Raw genomic sequence first — 23,366 nt, forward strand, 5'->3', positions numbered from 1 at the left:
CGGACAAGCACAGCCATGCAGGACCTCGGAACCATCAGCCCAAGCCTTGAGGAGTTCCGGGAACTCGCCGGCCACAGCCGCGTCATTCCCGTCCGGCTCAAGGTCCTCGCCGACGCCGAAACCCCCATCGGCCTGTACCGGAAGCTGGCCCAGGGGCAGCCCGGCACCTTCCTCATGGAATCGGCCGCCGTGGGCGGAGCCTGGTCACGCTACTCCTTCATCGGTGCCAGGTCCCGCGCCACGCTGACCACCAAGGACGGCCAGGCGCACTGGCTGGGCGAGCCGCCCGCCGGGGTGCCGGTCAGCGGCAGTCCGGTGGACGCCATCCGCGACACCATCGACGCCCTGCGCACGGACCGCTTCGAGGGACTGCCGCCGTTCACCTCCGGCCTGGTGGGCTTCCTCGGCTGGGAAACCGTCCGGCACTGGGAGCGTCTGGTCAGTCCGCCGGAGGACGATCTGCACCTGCCCGAGATGGCCCTGAACCTGGTCACGGACATGGCGGTGCACGACAACGTGGACGGCACGGTCCTGCTGATCGCCAACGCCATCAACTTCGACAACAGCTCCGAGCGCGTCGATGAGGCCTGGCACGACGCCGTGGCCCGGGTCAAGGAACTCCTGGCCAGGATCAGCGCCCCCGTGGTGCAGCCTGTGTCCGTGCTGGCACCTGCTGCCCTGGACTTCGCCTCGAGCGTCCAGGAACGCTGGGATGAAGCCGAATACCTGGCGGCCCTGGACCGTGGCAAGGAAGCCATTGTCGACGGCGAAGTCTTCCAGGTGGTGATCTCGCGCCGCTTCGAGATGGAGTGCAAGGCATCCGCCCTGGACGTCTACCGCGTGCTCCGTAACACCAACCCCAGCCCGTACATGTACATCTTCAGCCTCGAAGACGCCGAGGGCCGCGAATACTCCATCGTCGGGTCCTCCCCGGAAGCGCTGGTGACGGTCACGGGCGAGGAAGTCATCACCCACCCCATCGCCGGCTCCCGCCCCCGCGGCAAGACGGTCGAAGCGGACAAGGCCCTGGCCGAGGAACTGCTGGCGGACCAGAAGGAACGCGCCGAGCACCTGATGCTGGTGGACCTGTCCCGCAACGACCTCTCCAAGGTCTGCGTTGCCGGCACGGTGGATGTCACCCAGTTCATGGAGGTGGAGCGCTTCAGCCACATCATGCACCTGGTATCCACCGTGGTGGGCAAGCTCGCCCCGCAGGCCAAGGCTTACGACGTCCTGAAGGCCACGTTCCCGGCCGGCACGCTCTCCGGAGCCCCCAAGCCCAGGGCGCTGCGCCTCCTCGATGAACTGGAACCGCACCGCCGCGGCATCTACGGCGGCGTGGTGGGCTACCTCGACTTCGCCGGGGACATGGACATGGCCATCGCCATCAGGTCGGCGCTGCTTCGGGAAGGACGCGCCTACGTCCAGGCCGGCGGCGGGATCGTGGCGGACTCGGTGAACCCCACCGAGGCCATGGAAACCGTCAACAAGGCCGCTGCCCCGCTGCGCGCAGTCCACACCGCCGGATCGCTGCACAACATTTCGGCGGAATCCCTGCCCGGCGGGACGGATTCCTGATGCCGGAGTCCGGAGTAACTGCGGGCAAGGCCGGCAAGGCAGGCAAGGCGCGGACGAACCGCAGCACGCCGGTGTGGGCACGCAAGTCGACGCTGGTGATGCTGATCGCCCTCCTCGCGCTGGCCGCCTTCGGCACCACCACCCAGACCTGGATGACTGCCACCCTGGACCCCAACCAGGTGGGCCAGGCTGCCGCCACCCAAAGTGCCATCCAGGTGCAGGGCAGCAAGGCCGCCACCACCGTCACGGCCCTGGCCCTGGTGGCCCTTGCCGGGGGACTGGCAGCTGCCATCGCCGGCAGGATCGCACGGTGGGTCATCACCGCCATCATCGTCCTGGCCTCAGCCGGCGTGGTCACCGCCGCGGCAACGGTCCTGGCGGACCCGCTCTCGGCCGCGCAGGGAACCATTGCAGGCGCCACCGGGATCTCCGGCAGCCAGGCGCACGTGGAGCTCACCCCCTTTCCGGTCCTCGCCGTCGTCGCCGGCTGCCTCCTGGCGCTGGCAGCCCTCCTGATCCTGCCGGCGTCCCGTTACTGGAAGACGCGCACCAAATATGACGCGCCCGGCGCCGCGGGAACCGCTGCAGCGGCAGGACCGGTGGACGAGATTGACAGCTGGGACCGGCTTTCCCGCGGCGAGGACCCAACGTAAGGCCTGCGGCCACCACCGCCGGCGCGGGCGTCGGGCCCAGCGGTACGCGGTCGGCGGCCAAAAAATGGCAGAATGTAAGCAGTATCCACCCTGAGGAGATTTTCCATGAGCAAAGCACCTGCGTCCGTTTCCAAGTCCGGCACCCGCCAGGTCGCCCCGGGCGCCATTGACCACAGCCAGGAACTGGGCCACGGCAACAGCCCGGCAGCATGGACCTGCGTCATCGTCATGCTCGTCGGCGCGCTCATCGCAGCCATCGCCTTCGTCATCGCCAGCACCCCCATCTTCATTGGCGGCGCCGTTGTCATGGTCATCGGCCTGATCCTCGGTTACGTCATGCGCAAGGCAGGCTACGGCGTCGAAGGCAGCAAGCTGAAGAACTCCGGCCACTGATGGCGACTGTTCTCGACGACATCAACGCCGGTGTCAGGGAGGATATGGAGGCCAGGAAGCGGCTCGTTTCCCTGGCTGAGCTGAAGGACCTGGCCCAGGCAGCGGCACCCGCCCGCGACGCCTGGGCGGCCCTCGGCGGAACCTCCCCAACCCGGGAACAGCTGAAAGTCATCGCCGAAATCAAGCGCCGCAGCCCCTCCAAGGGCGATCTCGCCAGCATCGGGGATCCGGCGTCGCTCGCCCGGCAGTACGCCGACGGCGGTGCCTCCGTCATCAGCGTCCTCACCGAACAGCGCCGCTTCAACGGGTCACTGGCCGACCTCGACGCCGTGCGCGCCGCCGTCGACATTCCGCTGCTGCGCAAGGACTTCACGCTCGACGAGTACCAGATCTGGGAGGCCCGCGCCCACGGTGCCGACCTCATCCTGCTCATCGTGGCCGCGCTTTCCGACGCCCAGCTCACGGAGTTCAGCGCCCTCAGCCGCGAGCTCGGCATGAACGTGCTGGTGGAGACGCACACGGAGGAAGAAATCGAGCGGGCCGTCGCGGCCAACGCCCGGATCATCGGCGTCAATGTGCGCAACCTGAAGACGCTCGACGTCGACCGTTCCGTTTTTGCCTCCCTGGCAGGAATGATCCCCGCCGAGGCCGTCGTGGTTGCCGAATCAGGCGTCCGCGACGCGGACGACGTCACGCATTACGCCGCCAGCGGCGCCAACGCCATACTGGTGGGCGAGGCCCTGGTAAGCCACGCCACACCGCGGGAACGCATCGCCGAGTTCACTGCCGCCGGCGCCGCCGCCATCGCTGCCCGCAGCTAAGGCACGCACCATCGGGCCTCCTGCGGGGCAGCAGCACGCTGGCCCGCGGGACAGGCACCCGTTCCGGCCCGGTACCGGAACTGCACACTTTTTGACCACCAACTTCGAACAGGACAGGACTGATGGCTGACGCACCCTCAGGAAAAGCTGACAACACCACCGCGGAAGCATTCCTGCAGGGCGGATCCCTCCGCCACGCCCCGGGGCCGTACTTCGGCAACTACGGCGGGCGATGGATGCCCGAGTCCCTCATCGCCGCCCTGGACGAACTGGAAGAGACCTTCAACAAGGCAAAGGACGATCCCGATTTCCGGGCGCAGATCGCGGACCTGAACAAGAACTACTCTGGCCGCCCGTCCCTGCTGACCGAAGCCAAGCGGTTCTCCCAGCATGCCGGGGGAGTACGGGTGTTCCTCAAGCGCGAGGACCTTAACCACACCGGATCGCACAAGATCAACAACGTCCTGGGCCAGGCATTGCTCGCCAAGCGCATGGGCAAAACCCGCATCATCGCCGAGACCGGCGCAGGCCAGCACGGCGTCGCCAGCGCCACCGCTGCTGCGCTCATGGGCCTGGAGTGCGTGGTCTACATGGGCGCCGAGGACTGCCGCCGCCAGGCGCTGAACGTTGCCCGCATGGAGCTGCTGGGGGCCAAGGTCATTCCCGTGACCAGCGGATCCCAGACCCTCAAGGACGCCATTAACGACGCCCTCCGGGACTGGGTAGCCAACGTTTCCACCACCCACTACCTGCTGGGCACCGCCGCCGGAGCCCACCCGTTCCCCGCCATGGTCCGCTACTTCCACGAGGTCATCGGCGAGGAAGCCCGCGCCCAGATCCTCGAGCAGGAGGGCAGGCTCCCGGACGCTGTCTGCGCCTGCATTGGCGGCGGCTCCAACGCCATCGGCATCTTCCACGGGTTCCTGGATGATCCCAGCGTGAAGATCTACGGGTTCGAGGCCGGCGGCGAAGGCGTGGAGACCGGCCGGCACGCCGCCACCATTACCCTGGGCAAGCCCGGGGTGCTCCATGGTGCACGCTCCTACCTGATGCAGGACGACGACGGGCAGACCATCGAGTCGCACTCGATCTCCGCCGGACTGGACTACCCCGGGGTCGGCCCGGAGCACTCCTACCTGGCCGATATCGGGCGGGTCAGCTACGAGCCCATCACCGACGGCGAAGCGATGGACGCCTTCCGGCTCCTGTGCCGCACCGAGGGCATCATCCCCGCCATCGAGTCCTCGCATGCGCTGGCCGGAGCCATCAAGGTGGGCCAGCGGCTTGCCGCCGAGGACGCCGCTTCCGCCGGCGAAAAGATCATCATCGTCAACCTGTCCGGACGCGGTGACAAGGACGTGGCCACCGCCGCCGAATGGTTTGACCTGTTGGACAAAAATTCCGCCGAATCGGAAATCGGCAAAGAGGGGGAGCAGCTGTGAGCAGCGCAGACATCGCCAATCAGGCAGAAACGGCCAGCAAGTCGGCAGCAGCGATCGACAGGGCCCGTTCCCAGGGGCGCTCGGCGCTCATCGGCTACCTTCCCGCCGGCTACCCCAGCGTGGAGGAAACCATCGCCGCAGGCATCGCCCTGGCGGAGAACGGAGCCGACCTGATCGAAATCGGCATCCCCTACTCGGATCCGGTCATGGACGGGCAGGTCATCCAGGCCGCCACCACCGAGGCCCTGGCCAAGGGCTTCCACGTCAGCCAGGTGTTCGACGTCGTCGCCGGCATCACCAGCAGGACCGATGCTGCCGTCCTGGTCATGACCTACTGGAACCCCGTGGTCCGCATGGGCGTGGATGAGTTCTCGCGCCGGCTCGCCGAAGCCGGCGGCGCCGGGCTCATCACCCCGGACCTCATTCCGGACGAGGCCGCCGAATGGATGGCAGCCTCTGACAAGTACGGCCTGGACCGGGTGTTCCTGGTGGCACCGTCCTCGACGCCGGAGCGGATGCAGCGCACCGTGGACGCGAGCCGCGGGTTCGTCTACGCCGTATCCATCATGGGGGTGACGGGCGCACGGACATCCGTCAGCACGGCCGCCAAGGATGTTGTGTCGGCAGCGCACGGTGCAGGCGCCGAACGCGTCTGCGTGGGGCTTGGCGTCTCCACCGCTGACCAGGTCCGCGAAATCGCAGCCTACGCGGAAGGCGTCATTGTGGGCACGGCCCTGGTGGCCGCCCTCCGCGACGGGGGAGTGGACGCCGTCGGCGCCCTCACCAAGGACCTCGCCACCGGGCTGGCCCGGGAATCCGGCCTCACGCAGGGAACCGGGGCGTAGCCATGCAGCCGCTCCTTCAGGCAACCGCCCTGGCACCCACGTTGGTGTCCGCCAGCATCCCCAGCCCGGACTGGTCCGGCTTCGACATCCCCCTCCCGTGGGGGAGCCTGCGGATCCACGCCTACGCGCTGTGCATCCTGGCCGGCATCGTCGTAGGCCTGTGGCTGACGTCCGTCCGCTGGGCCAAGCGTGGTGCCCCTGAAGGCAGCGTCTGGGACATCGTCATCTGGGCCATCCCCTTTGGCATCATCGGCGGCCGGCTTTACCACGTGGTCTCATCCCCGGACGCCTACTTCGGCCCCGGCTTCGACGGCACCGGAGACCTCTCCCTGATCCCGCAGATCCAGCGGGGTGGCCTGGGAATCTGGGGCGCCGTCGTGCTCGGTGCGGTGGGTGCCTGGATCGGGTGCCGCCGCAGCGGCGTCAAGCTGAGCGCCTTCGTCGATGCCGCAGCGCCGGGACTGCTCCTGGCACAGGCCATTGGCCGGTGGGGCAACTACTTCAACCAGGAACTATTCGGCGGCCCCACCACCCTGCCGTGGGGCCTGCAGATTGACGCGAACAACCCCAACTTTCCGGCCGGCATGCCCGCCGACACCCTCTTCCACCCCACGTTCCTTTACGAGTCGCTGTGGAACCTGGCCGGCGTCCTGATCCTGCTGGCCCTGGACCGGCGCTTCACCTTCCGCCGGAGCAGGCTCTTCTGGCTGTACGCCATGTACTACACGCTGGGCCGCGTCTGGATTGAAGCGATGCGCATCGACGATGCCGAACAGATCAGCATCCTTGGCATCACCACCAGGCTCAACGTCTGGACCAGCATCTTTGTGTTCCTGGCAGCCCTAACCGCCTTCATTCTGCTGGGCCTCAAGGGCCGGCCGGATCCTGACACCGTGTACCTTGCGGGCCGCGAACCGGACAAGGCCGTGACAATGGGACCACATGCCGGGACAGTCACAGAGGTCCGTGATCCGGACAATGTTGTCTCAGATAGTGATTCGCGTGGTAATCTCCCTGATAACCACAGCGGTTCCAGGCATGCTTCCGACCCCACGGAAGAAGCCGAGGCGGCACCGGCCGGCCGAAAGCCCGGAGCGGATGCGACGGCTGCCGGACACTCCGGCAGCACAGCCACGGAACCCGCACCGGAGGCCGGCACCGGCAAGTAGGGCGCCGGCCAGGCAGGGCAGTAGAGCCACCGCTCGAAGAGCCCGAAACCACAACGTCGTGGCATGGGGCACCGTCCGTACAGCGTGAAGCTGCTGTCCGGTGTTGCCCCGGGCAGGGGCCTGCGTAACCGTTAGTTCAGCAGGCTGCGCTGACCTACAATTTCCAGTAATCAACACTTTGTTGTGCCCTTGCAACGGCGCCGACGAGTGGGGCCAACGGTGTCCCTTCCATACGCACGATCAGGAGGAAGGACGTCTCCCATGACCCAAACTCTTAACACTCCCAGCTGGTCCGAACCGGATCAGCCCGGGGCTGCACTGTCGCCGTTCAAGCGCTTCGCCGCCATGCCGGAGGCCGCCGGGCTGTACAACCCGGAACAGGAAAAGGACGCGTGCGGCCTCGCCATCATCGCCACCCTTCGCGGCGAACCCGGGTACGACATCGTCGATGCCGCCCTCACCGCGCTGCGCAACCTTGAGCACCGCGGTGCCGTGGGCGCCGACGAGGGAACCGGCGACGGCGCGGGCCTGCTCATGCAGATCCCCGACGAGTTCTTCCGGGCCGTCACCGAATTCGAGCTGCCGGCACCCGGCCAGTACGTTGCCGGTACCGCCTTCCTTCCGGCCGAGCAGCGGGAGGCCGACGCCGCCAAGGCAGGCATCGAAGGCCTGGCCGCGGATGAGGGCCTGAAGGTCCTCGGCTGGCGTGAGGTGCCGGTTGTCGCCGACCTCGTGGGCGCCATGGCCCGTGCCTGCATGCCTTACTTCTCCCAGCCGTTCCTGGCATCCGCCAACGGTGAGGAACTGGACCGCAAGGAACTGGACTCCCGCGCCTGGCGCATCCGCAAGCGCGCCCAGAACAAGTTCGGCGTGTACTTCCCGTCGCTGTCCTCGCGCACCATCGTCTACAAGGGCATGCTCACCACCGCCCAGCTGGAGCCGTTCTACCCGGACCTGTCGGACAAGCGCTTCAAGACCAAGCTCGCGATCGTCCACTCACGCTTCTCCACCAACACCTTCCCGTCCTGGCCGCTCGCGCAGCCGTTCCGGACCATCGCCCACAACGGTGAAATCAACACCGTCAAGGGCAACCGGAACTGGATGCGCGCCCGGCAGTCCCAGCTTGCCAACCCGCTGCTGGGTGACTCGCCGGAAGAGCTGTACCCCATCTGCACCCCCGGCGCCTCCGACTCCGCCTCCTTTGACGAGGTAGCGGAACTGCTGTGGCTGTCCGGCCGCCCCATCACGCACTCGATCATGATGATGATCCCTGAGGCCTGGGAAAACCACGCCACCATGGATCCGGCCCGCCGCGCCTTCTACGAGTACCACTCGCTGCTGATGGAACCCTGGGACGGCCCCGCCGCTGTTTCCTTCACCGACGGCAACCTGGTGGGCGCCACCCTGGACCGCAACGGACTGCGTCCCGGCCGCTTCTGGATCACTGAGGACGGTCTGATCGTCTTCGCCTCCGAGGTGGGCGTGATCGACGTCGAACCCTCCAAGGTGGTCAAGAAGGGCCGTGTGTCCCCGGGCAAGATGTTCCTGGTGGACACCGAGGCCGGCCGCATCATTGACGACGAAGAGGTCAAGGCTGAAGTGGCCGCGGCCAACCCGTGGGCCGAGTGGGTCAAGGACAACCTGATCGACCTCAACGACCTGCCCGAGCGCGAGCACGTGGTGCACACCGCCGCGTCCGTCAACATCCGCCAGCGCACCTTCGGCTACACCACCGAGGAACTGAAGATCCTGCTGGGCCCCATGGCCCGCACCGGCGCCGAGCCCCTGGGTGCCATGGGTTCCGATACCCCGGTGGCCGTGCTGTCGAAGCGCCCGCGCCTGCTCTTCGACTACTTCGTGCAGTCCTTCGCGCAGGTCACCAACCCGCCGCTGGATGCCATCCGTGAAGAACTGGTCACGTCGCTGACCTGCGCCATCGGACCCAACGGCAACCTCCTGGACACCAAGCAGGTCCGCCAGCCGCAGGTCCAGCTGCCCTTCCCGGTGATCAACAACGACCAGCTCGCCAAGATCGCCAACATCGAGGACGCCGACGGCAACCGCGTGGCCATGAAGGTCCGCGGCCTGTACCGCCCCGAAGGCGGCGAGAACGCGCTCCGTGCCCGGCTCACCGAAATCTGCGAGCAGGTCTCCGGTGCGATCAACCGCGGTGTCCAGTACATCGTGCTCTCCGACCGTGACTCCAACGCCCAGTGGGCGCCCATCCCGTCGCTGCTGCTGGTCAGCGCCGTGCACCACCACCTGCTGCGCAGCGCCAACCGCACCAAGACCGCCCTGGTGGTCGAGGCCGGTGACGTCCGCGAGACGCACCACGTGGCCGTCCTGATCGGCTACGGCGCCTCCGCCGTCAACCCGTACCTGGCCATGGAATCCGTGGAGCAGCTCATCGCGGCCGGTGACGTCACCGGGGTGACCCCGCAGGACGGCGTCTACAACCTCATCAAGGGCCTGGGCAAGGGCGTCCTGAAGATCATGTCCAAGATGGGCATCTCCACGGTGGCCTCCTACACCGGCGCCCAGACCTTCGAGGCGCTGGGCCTGGGCCAGGAACTGGTGGACGAATTCTTCGCCGGCACGCACTCCCAGCTGGGCGGCGTGGGCCTGGACGTCATCGCAGCCGAGGTCTCCGCCCGCCACCAGATGGCCTACCCGGAAGGCGGCATCGAACAGCCGCACCGCCCGCTCCTGGGCGGCGGCGAGTACCAGTGGCGCCGCGACGGCGAGCCGCACCTGTTCAACCCGGAGACCGTCTTCCGGCTGCAGCACGCCACGCGTGAGCGCCGCTACGACATCTTCAAGGCGTACACCAGGGGAGTGGACGACCAGTCCACCAACCTCATGACCCTCCGCGGCCTGCTCAAGTTCAAGAATGAGCGCCCGTCCGTTCCCCTTGAGGAAGTGGAGCCCGTCTCCAGCATCGTCAAGCGGTTCTCCACCGGCGCGATGAGCTACGGCTCCATCTCCCAGGAGGCCCACGAGACGCTGGCCATCGCCATGAACCAGCTGGGCGGCAAGTCCAACACCGGTGAGGGCGGCGAGGATGTGGACCGCCTGCTCGACCCGAAGCGGCGCTCTGCCGTCAAGCAGATCGCGTCCGGCCGTTTCGGCGTGACCAGCCTCTACCTGACCAACGCCGACGACATCCAGATCAAGATGGCGCAGGGTGCCAAGCCCGGCGAAGGCGGCCAGCTGATGGCGCAGAAGGTCTACCCGTGGGTTGCCCGCACGCGGCACTCAACCCCCGGCGTCGGCCTGATCTCCCCGCCCCCGCACCACGACATCTACTCGATCGAGGACCTGGCGCAGCTCATCTACGATGCCAAGCGCGCCAACCCCTCGGCCCGTGTCCACGTAAAGCTCGTCTCCGAAGTGGGGATCGGCACCGTGGCGTCCGGCGTGACCAAGGCGAAGGCCGACGTCGTCCTTGTTTCCGGACACGACGGCGGCACCGGCGCCTCGCCGCTGAACTCGCTCAAGCACGCCGGTGTTCCCTGGGAACTTGGCCTGGCCGAGACCCAGCAGACGCTCATGCTCAACGGCCTGCGCGACCGCGTGGTGGTGCAGGTGGACGGCCAGCTCAAGACCGGCCGCGACGTCGTCATCGCCGCCCTGCTGGGCGGCGAGGAGTTCGGTTTCGCCACCGCGCCGCTCGTGGTGGAAGGCTGCATCATGATGCGCGTCTGCCACCTGGACACCTGCCCCGTGGGCGTCGCCACCCAGAACCCCGAGCTGCGCGCCCGCTTCAGCGGCAAGCCGGAATTCGTGGTCAACTTCTTCGAGTTCCTCGCCGAGGAAGTCCGCGAAATCCTCGCTGAGCTTGGCTTCCGGAGCCTCGAGGAGGCCATCGGCCATGCCGAGGTCCTGGACACCCGCGACGCGGTGGACCACTGGAAGGCCGACGGCCTGGACCTGGACCCGATCCTGCACGGCCTGGAGTTCGACGACGACGCGCCGCTGCGGAACATGACCGGGCAGAACCACGAGCTGGACAAGCACTTTGACCAGCGCCTGATCACCATGGCCACCGAGGCCCTGACCGACCGCAGCCCGGTGAAGATCACCGTGGACGTCATCAACACCGACCGTTCGGTGGGCACCATGCTGGGCCACGTCGTCACCAAGACCTTCGGTACCGATGTCCTGGCCACGGACACCATCGACGTCACGCTGAACGGCACTGCGGGCCAGTCCCTGGGCGCTTTCCTGCCCGCGGGCATCACGCTGCGGCTGTACGGCGACTCGAACGACTACGTGGGCAAGGGCCTGTCCGGCGGCCGGATCATCGTCCGTCCGGACCGTACCAACGTGTTCAAGGCGGAGACCAACGTCATCGCCGGCAACGTGATCGGCTACGGCGCCACCAGCGGTGAGATGTTCCTGCGCGGCCAGGTGGGCGAACGCTTCCTGGTGCGCAACTCCGGTGCCACCGCCGTCGTCGAAGGCATTGGCGACCACGGTTGCGAGTACATGACCGGCGGCCAGACGCTCATCATCGGACGCACCGGCCGCAACTTCGGCGCGGGCATGTCCGGCGGTACCGCCTACGTCCTGGACCTGCGGACCACCCGCGTCAACAAGCAGGCGCTGGAGTCCGGCGAACTGCAGCTGCGCGAGCTGGACTCCGAGGACCGCGACATCGTCCACGGCCTGTTGGTCAAGCACGTGGAAGAAACTGACTCCCAGCTGGCGGCACGCCTCCTCGAGAACTTCGATGACACCGCCGCCCGCATCACCAAGGTGCTGCCGCGCGACTACGCGGCCGTGCTGCAAACCCGTCTCGACGCCATCGAAGAGGGCCTTGACCCCGACGGCGAAGAAGTATGGTCTCGAATCCTGGAGGTTACCGGTGGCTGATCCACGCGGATTTCTGAAAGTACGCCAGCGTGAAACCCAGCCACGCCGCCCCGTTCCCGTCCGCATCATGGACTGGAAAGAGGTCTACGAGGCGCAGGAAAAGGGCACGCTGAAAGCCCAGGCCGGACGCTGCATGGACTGTGGTGTTCCCTTTTGCCACCAGGGCTGCCCGCTGGGCAACCTCATCCCCGAGTGGAACGACCTCATGTGGCGGGACAAGGGCGATGAGGCAATCGAGCGCCTGCACGCCACGAACAACTTCCCCGAGTTCACCGGCCGGCTCTGCCCGGCGCCCTGCGAGGCGTCCTGCGTGCTGGGGATCAACCAGCCCGCCGTGACCATCAAGCAGGTGGAAGTGTCGATCATCGACGAGGCCTGGGACAACGGGTGGGTCAACCCGCTGCCGCCGGCCCGCCTCACCGGCAAGACTGTTGCGGTGGTCGGCTCCGGTCCCGCCGGCCTGGCCGTCGCCCAGCAGCTCACCCGGGTGGGCCACACCGTTGCCGTCTACGAGCGGGACGACAAGATCGGCGGCCTCCTGCGGTACGGCATCCCCGACTTCAAGATGGAAAAAGAGCAGGTGGACCGCCGCGTCGAGCAGATGAAGGCGGAAGGCACCCGGTTCCGGACCGGCGTGTCCGTGGGCACCGACGTCACCTGGGAGCAGCTGCGCAGGCGCTACGACGCCGTCGTGGTGTGCACGGGTGCCACCGTTCCGCGTGACCTGCCCATCCCGGGCCGAGACCTGGACGGCGTCCACTTCGCCATGGACTACCTGGTGCCCGCCAACCGCGCGGTGGCCGGGGAAACCATCGAGAACCAGATCAACGCCCACGGTAAGCACGTGGTGATCCTGGGCGGCGGCGATACCGGTGCCGACTGCCTGGGCACCGCCCATCGCCACGGCGCCGCCTCCGTCACCACCCTGGCCATCGGCAAGCAGCCGCCGGCCGAGCGGGCCAGCCACCAGCCGTGGCCGACGTTCCCCACCCTCTTCGAGATGGCCAGCGCACACGAGGAAGGCGGCGAACGCACCTACCTCGCCTCCACCGTCGAGTTCGTGGGCGAAAACGGCAAGCTCACCGGGGTCAAGGTGGCCGAGACCGAGTTCGTGGACGGCAAGCGGCTCCCCAAGGCCGGCACCGAGCGGATCATCCCCGCCGACCTGGTGTTCCTGTCCCTGGGCTTCACCGGCGCCGAACCTGCCGGCATCACCGAACAGGTGCACGCTGAATTCGACGGCCGCGGCAACGTGGCACGCGACGGCTACTACATGACCAACACCGAGGGCGTGTTCGTTGCCGGTGACGCCGGCCGCGGGCAGTCCCTGATCGTGTGGGCCATCGCCGAAGGCCGCGCCGCCGCCGCCGCCGTGGACAAGTACCTGATGGGGAGCACCATCCTTCCCGCACCCGTCGCGCCAACGGACCGCGCCATCGCTGTCCTCTGACCACTGTCCCGGGGGATGCATCGAGGGTTCACCTCGCAGACAACTCAACCAATGCAAGAGACCAATAGGGTAGGTATATGAGACGCGCAAAAATTGTGGCTACGTTCGGCCCGGCAATTGCCAGCTACGAAAACACCCTCGCGGTGCTGGAGGCCGGCGTTGACGTCGCCCGCATGAACATGAGCCACGGTGACTACACCGTGCATGACAACACGTACGAGAACGTCCGCAAGGCCGCGTCCGACCTGAGCAAGGCAGTGGCCATCATGGCCGACCTGCAGGGTCCCAAGATCCGCCTGGGCCGCTTTGTTGACGGCCCGCACGCCCTCGCTGTTGGCGACATCTTCACCATCACCACCGAGGATGTTCCCGGCACCAAGGACATTTGCTCCACCACGCTGAAGAGCCTCACCGAGGACGTCAACGTGGGCGACGCCCTGCTGATCGACGACGGCAAGGTGGCGCTGCGCGCCATCGAGGTCGACGACGTCAAGGTGGTCGCCGAGGTGACCGTCGGCGGCATGGTGTCCAACAACAAGGGCATCAACCTCCCCGGCGTGGCAGTCAACGTCCCCGCACTGAGCGAAAAAGACGAGGATGACCTCCGCTGGGCCATCCGCCGCGGGGTTGACCTGGTGGCGCTCTCGTTCGTCCGGGATGCCTCGGACATCACCCGCGTGCACGAGATCATGGACGAGGAAGGCCGCCGCGTGCCGGTCATCGCCAAGATCGAAAAGCCGCAGGCCGTGGAGCAGCTGCCCGAGATTATCGACGCGTTCGACGCCATCATGGTGGCCCGTGGCGACCTTGGCGTGGAACTGCCGCTGGAGGAAGTGCCGATCGTCCAGAAGCGCGCCGTGGAACTGGCACGCCGCTGGGCCAAGCCGGTCATCGTGGCCACCCAGGTGCTGGAGTCGATGATCGACAACCCGCGCCCCACCCGTGCAGAGGCGTCCGACTGCGCCAACGCCGTGCTGGACGGTGCTGACGCCGTCATGCTGTCCGGTGAGACCAGCGTGGGCAAGTACCCGATCGAGACGGTCAAGACCATGGCCCGGATCATCGAGTCCACCGAAGTTCATGGCCTGGAGCGCGTCCCCCCGCTGGGGACCAAGCCCAAGACCCGTGGCGGCGCCATCACCCGTGCCGCCGTCGAAATCGCCGACCAGCTGGACGCGAAGTACATCTGTACCTTCACCCAGTCCGGCGACTCCGCCCGGCGCCTCTCCCGCCTGCGGCCCATCAAGGCCGTGTTTGCCTTCACCCCGGTGGAGCACGTGTGGAACCAGCTCGCACTGACCTGGGGCATCCAGCCGGTGCTGGTCCCCATGGTGGGCCACACCGATGAGATGACGTCCCAGGTTGACCGCAGCCTGCTGGAAATGGACCTGGTGGACGACGGCGACCTGGTGGTCATTGCCGCCGGTTCACCTCCCGGAAAAGCCGGCTCCACGAACATGCTGAAGGTCCACAAGGTGGGCGACCTCGCCGATGCCGGCAGCCAGGGCGGCGAGCCCGGCAGCAACCGCGAGAAGCTCGGCCCCTGGCCGGAAAAGAAGAAGAAGAACCAGGCCGCCCAGGCCTAGGCTTCACCGAAAAGGACCCCTGCCGGTTGGCAGGGGTCCTTTTTCGTTGTGGTGGTTGGCTGGTTCGGTGACCTGCCTGTGCGAGGCTGGCCCGCCGTCGTGCGTTTCCGCGGGCCAGCTGAAGCGCTAGTTGACCTGGTTGATGATGGTTTCGGCGACCTCGCGCATGCTGAGGCGGCGGTCCATGGAGGTCTTCTGGATCCAGCGGAAGGCTTCCGGTTCCGTCAGGCCCATCTTGGTGGTCAGCAGGCTCTTGGCGCGCTCGACGAGCTTGCGGGTGGCGAACTGCTCCTGAAGGTCCGACACTTCACTTTCGAGGGCCTTGATTTCCTCGTGGCGGGAGAGTGCGATCTCCAGGGCCGGGATGAGGTCGGCAGGCGTGAACGGCTTGACCACGTAGGCCATGGCGCCGGCGTCGCGGGCACGCTCCACCAGTTCCTTCTGGCTGAAGGCGGTCAGCAGCACCACGGGGGCGATGCGGGCCTTGACGATCTTCTCGGCCGCGGAAATGCCGTCCATGACGGGCATCTTCACGTCCATGAGGACCAGGTCAGGCTTCAGTTCCTCGGCGAGCTGGACGGCCTTCTCGCCGTTGTCCGCCTCACCCACAACGTCGTAGCCTTCACCGCGCAGGATCTCGATGATGTCGAGGCGGATGAGGGTTTCATCCTCTGCCACAATGACGCGGCGCGCCGGCTGGGACGTGGGCTTGGACTCCGTCTGTTCAGTCACGGGATCTCCTTGAAAAGGTACGGCGGGACATCACTATCTTAGGTGCCACCGCGGCTGTACTTGGCTTGCAGGGGTTCGTTTGCGGCGACGGCGGCGCGATTCTGGAATTCAGCCTATCTGCATGTAGAGTAATTCCGCGTACGTGAAGCGATCGCGTTGCTCACAGTCAGCTGTGGGCGTACTTCGACTGCACGTAATCCGCGCCCGAGTGGCGGAATTGGCAGACGCGCCGCACTCAAAATGCGGTATCGAAAGGTGTGTGGGTTCGAGTCCCACCTCGGGCACAGTGTTTCCGCAGGTCAGAGGCCTGTTCAAGGATTGTGCGTGTACAAAATCAGCCAAAGTGTGTACACGAGCGTACCGTTTTGAGTGTGGCCAGCATCAGTACTCGCACCAAAAAGGACGGTTCGAAGTCCTACATGGTTCGCTGGCGGGATAAGAAAACCAAGACCGCCCAAGGCCTTACGGTAGCCACTCTTACCGAGGCGGAGACCCTTAAGCGGCTGTTGGACGCCAACGGCCAGTCTTTCGAGATTGCTCAGCACGCCATCCTGACGAATGAGAAACGTCCGCCCACTGTGGGGGAAGTCATCCAGGAACATATAGACCTGCTGGTCCGTCCATCGAGCGGAACGGTCAAGACGTACCAGACCATGCTGGATCTCCATATCCGGCCAGTCGTAGGTCACGTTCCCGTGGACAAGCTCGACTACCGCGTCATCGCGCACTGGGTGAAGTCGATGATGGCCAAGGGCAAGGCGCCCAAGACGATCCACAACATCCATGGGCTGATTTCGGCATCGATGAACACTGCCGAGATGCTCGGCTACATCAGCCGCAATCCCTGCCGGGGCGTGCAGCTGCCGAACATTGAGAAGGCTGAAGATGAGGCCATGTTCCTGACGCATGCCGAGTACAGGCTGATCATGGAGGGGATGGGGGAGAGTTACAAGGCCTTCACGGACTTCCTGGTCATGACCGGCACCCGCTTCGGAGAAGCCACCGCATTGACCGTGGCGGATGTCGACTTGCTTTCGAAGCCGCCCACCGCTCGTATCAACAAGGCTTGGAAGCGGGATGGGCAGAACCAGTTCTACGTTGGCCCGACCAAGACCGGCGCTGGCAAGCGGACCATCGGGCTGAACCCGGCGCTTGTGGAGCTGCTGATACCGCTGGTGGCAAGCAGACCAGGAAAGGACCTGGTGTTCACGACGCCCACGGGCGGACGGATCGTCCACAAGCTCTACTGGGCCGACTACTGGGTCCCCGCTGTCCGCACGGCCCAGGCAATGGGTCTGACCAAAAGCCCACGGATCCACGACCTCCGCCACACTCACGCGTCCTGGCTAATCCAGGACGGCGTACCTCTGTTCACCATCTCGCGCCGGCTAGGGCACGCCTCCACGAAGACTACCGAGCAGGTTTACGGGCATCTGATGCCTGAGGCACTGCAAGTGAGTGCCGATGCCACGGAGCGGTCCGTCACGGCTTTCCAGCGGCTTTAGCGGGCCTTCAATGAATCGGCCGGCGACTACGGAATTCGGTCATGTTGGCGAGTCCTGGCGGGTGCATGAACTGAGAAACGTGCACCTATTCCTGGGAGACGCTGTGGATATTGAATTTTTTGAGCCCGCCGAAGCAGCGGCTCTAATGCGCTGCACCGAGTCTTGGCTGCGTGAAGGCGCGACCAGCGGACGGTTCCCTCACGCCTGCTGGGGAAAGGGAAAGATCATCTTTACGTCGGAACACATCCGGGAAATTGCGAGACTGAGTGAAATTCTTCCTGATGGCGCGGAGTCCAAGCAATCACCGGAGCAACCACTGACCAAGCAGCGGCTCATAGGGACCCGTTCCAAAGTCCGCCTGGCCACGGTGAACTGATTCAGCCTGACAGGCGCGTCTTGGTTCGGTTCTTCCACTTGCTCCAGTGTGGCCGGCACGACATGTCCTCTTACCGATTGCACAAGGTAGCGGAAGTTAGTGTGGAGCAACCCGCCTCAATACAGAAGGGCCGTTCAAATCATCCGCTCGACTGCCCCAGCCCTGACCGCTGCTGCCGCCCTCTTGTTGGCTGGCCCGCTTGCCGGCTGCGGCGTTGCCGCCCATGCCATTGAAGGCATCCGGACCGCTCCAAGTACCTCTGCCGCTCAGCCTGTCCGCGGTGGCTCTGCCCAAGCGGCAGCACAAGCTCTCGTCCAGCTTGAGAGTATCCCGGTCAAGGGCCGAGCGCCGAAGACTGGCTACATGCGCGATGAGTTCGGACCCGCTTGGGCGGATACGGACCACAACGGCTGCGACACCCGCAATGACATTCTCGCCCGCGATCTCACCGGGGAGACGTTCAAGCCCGGCACCAACAACTGCGTCGTCGCGACAGGCACACTGGCAGACAAGTACACGGGCACCACCATCAACTTTGTCCGCGGCCAGGACACCAGCTCCGACATCCAGATCGACCACATCGTCCCGCTCAGCGACGCATGGCAGAAAGGCGCCCAGCAGCTGAGCGCCGACCAGCGCAAAGAACTCGCGAACGACCCGCTGAACCTCATGGCAGCCGACGGCCCCACAAACAGCGCCAAAGGCGATAAGGACGCCGCCACATGGCTTCCCCCGAACAAAGCGTTCCGGTGCGAATACGTGGAGCGGCAGACATCGGTCAAAACGAAATACAGTCTCTGGGTCACCCAAGCCGAGCATGATGCCATCGCTGGCATCCTGAACAATTGCCCATAGCTGTCTAAGTCACTATGCGACCGCCAGTGAGGGTGTTCTTCTGCCTGGGTCATTCAAGATCCTGACGTACACGCTTTTGCGACGGCTGAAGTGGTCGCCAATAGTTGTACGTGCTTTCGTACTCCAGCCAGTTGGTGGTACTGCCCGTTCACTTCGGCAGGGTATCGGCGTTGAGAGAACGTTCTTTCTGTCTGGTAAGAAGCCGACCCGACCTTGTTCAGTTGGTCTCCTCCGCCGTTCCCGGGCATTCGCAGGAGTGGAACGACGATTCCGACAAGAGCGCGCCCTCATGATCTGGGCTTCTCAGGTCGGTAACAGGACAATGGAACCCGGCGGATAGCTCCTGAATCTGCTCTTTAATCTGCTCCACCTGTGCGCTGAACGACCCCGCGAGCGGGCTGACCAAACCGGCCTCGCACAGCAGCATGATCTGTCGACGGACGGTCGACTGCGACAGTCCTAGGGCAAGAGAGGCAACCCCGCAAGACGCTGGGCCATGTGCGATCAGGAAGCGAAGGAGTCGGCTTCGCGTCCGGTTCATCAAGATGTCCTCTACCAAGGAGACCACCACCGAATGACGTTGGGGGAGGGCTGAACGACCTGTAGACGGGTCTACACGAGAACGATACGCTCATCCATAACGGGATGGAAGCGACCCGCAGGCGTTATTGCGGGCGCCGTTTGGCAGCGGAATACTGGGCACCAGGGTTGGCGTGAACCATTGCACCAGAAGGGAGGCGCGTCTTGTTTTCTGATGAAGAGGCATTCACTGGCGGCTTGTCTCCGCAGGCAGAATTGGCGCGGCGTTTGAACCTTTTACTTGACGTTGTGGTTGCCGAGCGAGGTCAGCCCGTCACGTTCCGTGAGGTTCAGCAGAAGCTGCAGAGCAGGGGAATTAAGCTTTCCAGAGCCCGCTGGTTCTACATGAAGGACGGCACGGGGAGACTGGTCAGTGACCCGGCGTTGCTTGGAGCTCTGTGTGAAATCTTCAATGTCGACCCTGGATATCTGCAGGGTGGCGAGGTTGCTGACCTGCCCGAGCGCATTGATTCACAGCTTGAGTTTGTGAAGTCCCTGCGCGCCGCCCGTGTGAAGACCTTTGCGGCCAGAGCTCTTGGTGACGTGTCCCCGGAGACGCTTCGTGCGATCACAGAGTATTTGAACAGGGACATAAGCCGGTGGCCGGAAGGTGAGCAAGCGGCGGCGGGGTCGCCGTCAGACGCGGGTGAAGCGGCGGAGTAGGCCGAATAGGCGCTACCGCAGTCAAAACGTTGCCGCTACTTCTCGAGTAGGTAGCTTAGGTGCGCGTCGAGCAGTTCCCTTATTCGGACTGCGTTGGCAGAGTACCGGGGCGACCGTCCGTGTCGGCGCCCAGGTTCGACGTCGACAACTACCACGCCCGCCTCCTCCAAGGCCGCGAGGTGCTTTGCCACACTGGGTTCCCCGGCGCTGACTGCGGCGACAATGTCGCCCCGTGTCGCCGGTCCGTTGGCCGTTAGGAATCGGAGAATTTCGTTCCTGGACCGGTTACCGAATGTCGCGACGGCAGCCTCAACGTCGGCCGACCAGGCGGCGTCGTGTGGCTGAGTAATCCGCGGCATAGCCACATTCTTCCCGAAGGTTGCTGAAAAAGTAAGAACCGCACCCTTGACGATACTTTAAGTATCTTCGACAATAACTTCTATAGCTTTACTGATCGTTGTTGGATCTTCGAATCCACGTCCGCGAGTGGCTCTATCCGCGACTCTGCTAATTACTCGATCTGAACAAAGTGGTGAAGTCGTGGAAATCGGCGCCAAACCAGATAGACCAGTCAGGACCATCACTGTCGACGTCTCTTTGGTAAACCCTCCTCCGGCAGGGGAGTGCAATATCCCGATCGACCGCATCATGAGCGCGGTCAACAGTGTTCAGGGTTACGTCGTTTCCCGTCTGACGCGGATTGGGCGAACGTGCGATCTGGACGACCTCATGCAGGACATTCGGGTCGCTGTATGGGACGGGGTGACGAAAGGGCGCTACCGGGAGTTGCCGGGAATTCCATTCGAAGCCTGGGTCCAAGGCGTCTGCAACAAGATCTGCGCGGCACACGTTCGGCGCGAACTCAGTCATCAGACTTTGCCACTGCTCATGGATTTCACGACGTCGGATGCTTCACCTGAAGTGCTTGCTGTCGTCAGTGCTGGGTTGGGTTGGGACAGCACAGAGAAGTATGTCGATCACGCATGGGCGCAGGCCATGCTCGGCCTGGTGGAGAGAAACGTCAAGGAGGAGACGTGGCAACTCGCTGTCTCTAGTCTGGTGGGGCCCCGGCACTATGGACCGCCATCGCCAAGGGACAGGCGGCGCTGGCATGCCGTTACTGTCGTGCGGCAGACCGCTATGACGATCAATGCTGCGCTGAACTGCCACCCCGAGCCGGGGCTAAACATGGAGGGTCTTTGCCGGTGCGCTGCCGATTGCCTTCCCACCGCTGTACTGAGACGGGTCGCGGAGACCATAGTCCGCCCAGGGCTGCGCGGCCTACCCAGGTCTGTGCAGATGGCCGCCCTTGCGACCGAGCTTGGTGTCACTGAGCGGTATATTGCCGTGAATATCGGTTTCGCGCGGCAGTTGTATCGGACGGCTTGGCGGGTGCTCCAGCACGAAGCCAACAGGAAGCCTGCCTAAGTCGTGGCTCGTTGGGGGAGTGGCAGCCTTGGAGTGCCCATATTCCGCAGGGTGGTCCATCAACGCCTAATCCTTGCCGGACTCATCCTTGTGTTCCTGATTAGCGGCCTCGCTTTCCTGCTCTGGCCGGGTGATAGGCCGGGCGCGGCATCGGTGCCAAGCCCGGTACCGAGCTCGCCTCCAGCATCGGCACCTTCCAAGACGCCCTCAGCAACGGGCGTGCCCTCTGCTGTCCCTGGCGAAACCGACATGGCGGCACCCGCGTCACCTGTTGCTCTTTCTCCAACGCGCGACTTCCGCGCGCTCGCCGTAGAGGCAGCAAGGGGGATCTACACGTGGGACAGCCGTTCGTCGTCGTACTCGGATGTGTATGCACGGGTGCGTTCGTGGTGGGAGTTGCTTCCCGATGGATCCAACCCCTTGTCGGTCTTGGTCAAAGAGTTCGAGGCCACTGGCGTGACAGCCAGCTCCTTCACGAGCCTTGGACAACAGTCGGCACGCCAGAGCGCCACAGGGCAATCTGTTCGCTGCGACCTTGAGTTAGCCAAAGTTCAAGAATTCCCGCCTCCCTGGACCGGCCTTCATGTGTGCACTGTGATCGTGCAAGTGGTCAATCAGACCACCAGCGATCGAAACACCTTTTCCGCCCCCATAACGCTCATGCTGAACTGCCCGCCGGCAGTTACAGCTCCGGCTGACCGTTGCGCCATGGTTGCCTTCTATGCCACCGCAGACCGGATCGTCTACTAATGATCGGTCTTATGGCCGTGATGGGTCTGGTGAGGCGACGAGCACTTCTGAAGGTAATCACTGCAGCCGTGACCACCGGTGTGCTTTTGTCGCTGATGGCCTTCGTCGCGAGCGTGGCTCTAGTCGCGAGTATGAGAGGCGACTCAGCTGTGGCTTGTGTTCCAGCTGTTGCTGCATCTGTCAGCACCGGTACGGGTACTAGCCATGGCATGGAGGTGCGCGACGGCGCTCAGGTGCTGTACGCGCTGACGTCGCGACAGGAAAGCGTGGCCCGAGCTTATATTGCCGTCGGCAAAGAGCTCGGCGTACCTCGTTCGGGACAGATCATCGCCGTCATGATGGCAATGCAGGAGTCGAGTTTGCGTGTGCTGGCTAATCCCAGCGTGCCCGCTTCGTTGGATTTTCCGAATGACGGCGTTGGCAGCGATTATGACTCGATAGGATCGGCCCAACAGCGTCCTGCAGCTGGGTGGGGAAGTGTTGAGCAGCTTATGGACGCTTTCTACAACGCGCGCGCCTTCTATGGCGGCCCTCTAGGACCTAACCGAGGAAGTCCTCGAGGGCTGCTCGACATACCGGGGTGGCAGACAATGGATAAAGGCCTGGCTGCTCAGGCGGTCCAGCTATCTGCTTTTCCTGAGCTCTATGCGCGTTGGGAGCGGGCAGCGACAGCAGTCGTTGCTGCGCTAGAGACAGACACAAAGCCGGACTCTTGTTTATCTTCGGCGCCCGCCGCAAGATCTGCGGCGTCTTGGCAAAGTCTGCCTCAGCTCCGCCGGGACATTCTGCGGTTTACTCAGGAAGGCCTGGGCGGACGGTACGTGTGGGGCGGCACCGAATTCAAAGCGTGGGACTGCTCCGGTTACGTGCAATGGATCTACCGCCAGGCTGGTATCGAACTGCCCCGGGTAGAGCAGTGGCGTGTTGGGGTTCGGGTCGATGACCCTAAGCCTGGGGACTTGGTAGTCCAGAATCCGGAAGGACCGGACAACTGGGGGCACGTCGGCATTTACGCCGGCAACGGCATGATGTGGAGTGCTCTGAACCCTGCCGTCGGCACATTGCTACATCCCATTAGCTGGAACTCGGGTACCGCCTACTTTGACCTGCTTCCGCGCTGAGGGCTCACGTCGTTACCGGCGGGCGTCCGCGCCAGAGGCGGGGCAGCCGAGGAGGTCCTTGTGGGAGACCAACCTCCCAGCGGTGAGTGGGGTCATTTCACAACTGGTCGCATACCGTCCAAAAGGCGTGTTCGATGTTCCGGTCATGTCGCTGGCTTCCGCTCCATCCATGAATGTCTGAGCTCATCTGCTCACTCCTTGGAATAGGACGGACGGAGCACCCATGTTTCTCGCAGCTGTGGACCCGGGGATCACGCCAAACGCGAGTTTTCCCTTCCTTGAATCACTCAAACAGATAGGCGGCGGCATCCTCGTCGGTGCCTTCATCATCATCGCCATCGTGGCAATCATCGGCGCGGCGCTGCTGCTGGCCGGCAAGCTGAGTCAATCCTCGCGCCTGGCCTCCAGCGGCGGCGTGATTCTGCTCTGGACGGGACCCGTGGCCGCTATCCTCGGCGGCATCAATGGCTACATCCTCTGGTCGCAGACCGCGTTTCATCTCGGGTTCTAGGTCATGCCCGTTGAGTGCGATCTCAATGGATGGT

Annotated in this window: 21 protein-coding genes and 1 tRNA gene; 19 read left to right on the forward strand and 3 right to left on the reverse strand. The window is 64.7% G+C overall.

All coding sequences use genetic code 11. From position 1 onward, the window contains the following. Window positions 1–15 precede the first annotated feature (15 nt). The 10 genes from AB0280_RS00445 (at window position 16) to pyk (ending at window position 14,812) form a co-directional block, all read left to right on the forward strand. Window positions 16–1,578, forward strand: a complete 1,563-nt coding sequence (locus AB0280_RS00445) for an anthranilate synthase component I (protein WP_224025741.1) — start codon at window positions 16–18, stop codon at window positions 1,576–1,578. Continuing rightward, window positions 1,578–2,231: a Trp biosynthesis-associated membrane protein gene (locus tag AB0280_RS00450; protein ID WP_307489532.1), complete on the forward strand. Its 654-nt coding sequence runs from the start codon at window positions 1,578–1,580 to the stop codon at window positions 2,229–2,231. The genes AB0280_RS00445 and AB0280_RS00450 overlap by 1 nt, the downstream gene beginning before the upstream one ends. A gap of 105 nt (window positions 2,232–2,336) precedes the next feature. Further along, entirely contained in the window at window positions 2,337–2,624 is a 288-nt protein-coding gene (locus tag AB0280_RS00455; RefSeq protein WP_141160741.1) for an HGxxPAAW family protein, read from the forward strand. Next, window positions 2,624–3,445 carry an indole-3-glycerol phosphate synthase TrpC gene (gene trpC / locus AB0280_RS00460; RefSeq protein ID WP_159632132.1) on the forward strand — a complete coding sequence of 274 codons (822 nt, stop codon included), beginning with the start codon at window positions 2,624–2,626 and terminating at the stop codon, window positions 3,443–3,445. The genes AB0280_RS00455 and trpC overlap by 1 nt, the downstream gene beginning before the upstream one ends. A 122-nt stretch (window positions 3,446–3,567) precedes the next feature. Further along, the gene (trpB, locus tag AB0280_RS00465) at window positions 3,568–4,887 is read left to right on the forward strand and encodes a tryptophan synthase subunit beta (RefSeq protein WP_307489528.1); all 1,320 of its coding nucleotides are present in this window, start codon (window positions 3,568–3,570) and stop codon (window positions 4,885–4,887) included. Continuing rightward, a complete protein-coding gene (trpA, locus tag AB0280_RS00470; protein ID WP_307489527.1) occupies window positions 4,884–5,732 on the forward strand; it encodes a tryptophan synthase subunit alpha in 849 nt (282 codons plus the stop codon). The genes trpB and trpA overlap by 4 nt, the downstream gene beginning before the upstream one ends. A 2-nt stretch (window positions 5,733–5,734) precedes the next feature. Beyond that, window positions 5,735–6,901, forward strand: coding sequence for a prolipoprotein diacylglyceryl transferase (gene lgt, locus AB0280_RS00475; RefSeq protein ID WP_307489526.1), 1,167 nt, complete (start codon window positions 5,735–5,737; stop codon window positions 6,899–6,901). 261 nt (window positions 6,902–7,162) lie between these two features. Further along, window positions 7,163–11,776, forward strand: a complete 4,614-nt coding sequence (gene gltB, locus AB0280_RS00480) for a glutamate synthase large subunit (RefSeq protein WP_307489524.1) — start codon at window positions 7,163–7,165, stop codon at window positions 11,774–11,776. Further along, complete coding sequence (locus AB0280_RS00485) at window positions 11,769–13,226, forward strand: glutamate synthase subunit beta (protein ID WP_159632128.1); 1,458 nt, start codon at window positions 11,769–11,771, stop codon at window positions 13,224–13,226. The genes gltB and AB0280_RS00485 overlap by 8 nt, the downstream gene beginning before the upstream one ends. A gap of 77 nt (window positions 13,227–13,303) precedes the next feature. After that, window positions 13,304–14,812 (forward strand): pyruvate kinase, encoded by a 1,509-nt coding sequence (gene pyk / locus AB0280_RS00490; RefSeq protein ID WP_224025746.1) that lies wholly within the window; start codon window positions 13,304–13,306, stop codon window positions 14,810–14,812. Window positions 14,813–14,938: 126 nt separating this feature from the next. Here the strand turns inward: pyk and AB0280_RS00495 are convergent, their stop codons facing one another. Further along, window positions 14,939–15,544, reverse strand: a complete 606-nt coding sequence (locus AB0280_RS00495) for an ANTAR domain-containing response regulator (RefSeq protein WP_009358190.1) — start codon at window positions 15,542–15,544, stop codon at window positions 14,939–14,941. A gap of 202 nt (window positions 15,545–15,746) precedes the next feature. Here AB0280_RS00495 and AB0280_RS00500 point away from each other — a divergent pair. The 4 genes from AB0280_RS00500 to AB0280_RS00515 all read left to right on the forward strand — a co-directional run bounded on the left by AB0280_RS00500 (window position 15,747) and on the right by AB0280_RS00515 (window position 18,280). Next, window positions 15,747–15,828 (forward strand) — tRNA-Leu (locus tag AB0280_RS00500). Window positions 15,829–15,915: 87 nt separating this feature from the next. Beyond that, a complete protein-coding gene (locus AB0280_RS00505) occupies window positions 15,916–17,049 on the forward strand; it encodes a tyrosine-type recombinase/integrase (RefSeq protein ID WP_366365989.1) in 1,134 nt (377 codons plus the stop codon). A gap of 103 nt (window positions 17,050–17,152) precedes the next feature. Beyond that, window positions 17,153–17,425: a hypothetical protein gene (locus AB0280_RS00510; RefSeq protein WP_307489519.1), complete on the forward strand. Its 273-nt coding sequence runs from the start codon at window positions 17,153–17,155 to the stop codon at window positions 17,423–17,425. A gap of 237 nt (window positions 17,426–17,662) precedes the next feature. Further along, on the forward strand, window positions 17,663–18,280 hold the full coding sequence (locus tag AB0280_RS00515; protein ID WP_370871767.1) for an HNH endonuclease family protein: 618 nt from the start codon (window positions 17,663–17,665) through the stop codon (window positions 18,278–18,280). Between the two features lie 217 nt (window positions 18,281–18,497). Here AB0280_RS00515 and AB0280_RS00520 read toward each other — a convergent pair whose 3' ends face one another. After that, on the reverse strand, window positions 18,498–18,821 hold the full coding sequence (locus AB0280_RS00520; protein ID WP_366366236.1) for an ArsR/SmtB family transcription factor: 324 nt from the start codon (window positions 18,819–18,821) through the stop codon (window positions 18,498–18,500). A gap of 203 nt (window positions 18,822–19,024) precedes the next feature. Here AB0280_RS00520 and AB0280_RS00525 point away from each other — a divergent pair, with 203 nt between their 5' ends. Further along, a complete protein-coding gene (locus AB0280_RS00525) occupies window positions 19,025–19,522 on the forward strand; it encodes a hypothetical protein (protein ID WP_366365990.1) in 498 nt (165 codons plus the stop codon). A gap of 35 nt (window positions 19,523–19,557) precedes the next feature. Here the strand turns inward: AB0280_RS00525 and AB0280_RS00530 are convergent, their stop codons facing one another. Further along, window positions 19,558–19,881, reverse strand: coding sequence for an ArsR/SmtB family transcription factor (locus tag AB0280_RS00530; protein WP_366365991.1), 324 nt, complete (start codon window positions 19,879–19,881; stop codon window positions 19,558–19,560). Window positions 19,882–20,062: 181 nt separating this feature from the next. Here AB0280_RS00530 and AB0280_RS00535 point away from each other — a divergent pair, with 181 nt between their 5' ends. The 4 genes from AB0280_RS00535 to AB0280_RS00550 all read left to right on the forward strand — a co-directional run bounded on the left by AB0280_RS00535 (window position 20,063) and on the right by AB0280_RS00550 (window position 23,332). Beyond that, window positions 20,063–20,950, forward strand: a complete 888-nt coding sequence (locus tag AB0280_RS00535) for a hypothetical protein (protein WP_366365992.1) — start codon at window positions 20,063–20,065, stop codon at window positions 20,948–20,950. A 219-nt stretch (window positions 20,951–21,169) separates the two neighbouring features. Next, window positions 21,170–21,700 carry a hypothetical protein gene (locus AB0280_RS00540; protein ID WP_366365993.1) on the forward strand — a complete coding sequence of 177 codons (531 nt, stop codon included), beginning with the start codon at window positions 21,170–21,172 and terminating at the stop codon, window positions 21,698–21,700. Then, a complete protein-coding gene (locus tag AB0280_RS00545; protein WP_366365994.1) occupies window positions 21,700–22,821 on the forward strand; it encodes a C40 family peptidase in 1,122 nt (373 codons plus the stop codon). The genes AB0280_RS00540 and AB0280_RS00545 overlap by 1 nt, the downstream gene beginning before the upstream one ends. Before the next feature lie 223 nt (window positions 22,822–23,044). After that, complete coding sequence (locus AB0280_RS00550) at window positions 23,045–23,332, forward strand: hypothetical protein (RefSeq protein ID WP_366307823.1); 288 nt, start codon at window positions 23,045–23,047, stop codon at window positions 23,330–23,332. Window positions 23,333–23,366: the final 34 nt, after the last annotated feature.

The sequence above is a fragment of the Pseudarthrobacter sp. 902506025 genome (assembly GCF_040702325.1).
Classification (GTDB): domain Bacteria; phylum Actinomycetota; class Actinomycetes; order Actinomycetales; family Micrococcaceae; genus Arthrobacter.

Coding starts and splice junctions, on each gene's coding strand:
- AB0280_RS00445 (WP_224025741.1), top strand. CDS start 16: ATGCAGGACCTCGGAACCATCAGCCCAAGCCTTGAGGAGTTCCGGGAA.
- AB0280_RS00450 (WP_307489532.1), top strand. CDS start 1,578: ATGCCGGAGTCCGGAGTAACTGCGGGCAAGGCCGGCAAGGCAGGCAAG.
- AB0280_RS00530 (WP_366365991.1), bottom strand. CDS start 19,881: ATGCCGCGGATTACTCAGCCACACGACGCCGCCTGGTCGGCCGACGTT.
- AB0280_RS00455 (WP_141160741.1), top strand. CDS start 2,337: ATGAGCAAAGCACCTGCGTCCGTTTCCAAGTCCGGCACCCGCCAGGTC.
- AB0280_RS00545 (WP_366365994.1), top strand. CDS start 21,700: ATGATCGGTCTTATGGCCGTGATGGGTCTGGTGAGGCGACGAGCACTT.
- trpB (WP_307489528.1), top strand. CDS start 3,568: ATGGCTGACGCACCCTCAGGAAAAGCTGACAACACCACCGCGGAAGCA.
- AB0280_RS00520 (WP_366366236.1), bottom strand. CDS start 18,821: ATGAACCGGACGCGAAGCCGACTCCTTCGCTTCCTGATCGCACATGGC.
- pyk (WP_224025746.1), top strand. CDS start 13,304: ATGAGACGCGCAAAAATTGTGGCTACGTTCGGCCCGGCAATTGCCAGC.
- AB0280_RS00550 (WP_366307823.1), top strand. CDS start 23,045: ATGTTTCTCGCAGCTGTGGACCCGGGGATCACGCCAAACGCGAGTTTT.
- lgt (WP_307489526.1), top strand. CDS start 5,735: ATGCAGCCGCTCCTTCAGGCAACCGCCCTGGCACCCACGTTGGTGTCC.
- trpC (WP_159632132.1), top strand. CDS start 2,624: ATGGCGACTGTTCTCGACGACATCAACGCCGGTGTCAGGGAGGATATG.
- gltB (WP_307489524.1), top strand. CDS start 7,163: ATGACCCAAACTCTTAACACTCCCAGCTGGTCCGAACCGGATCAGCCC.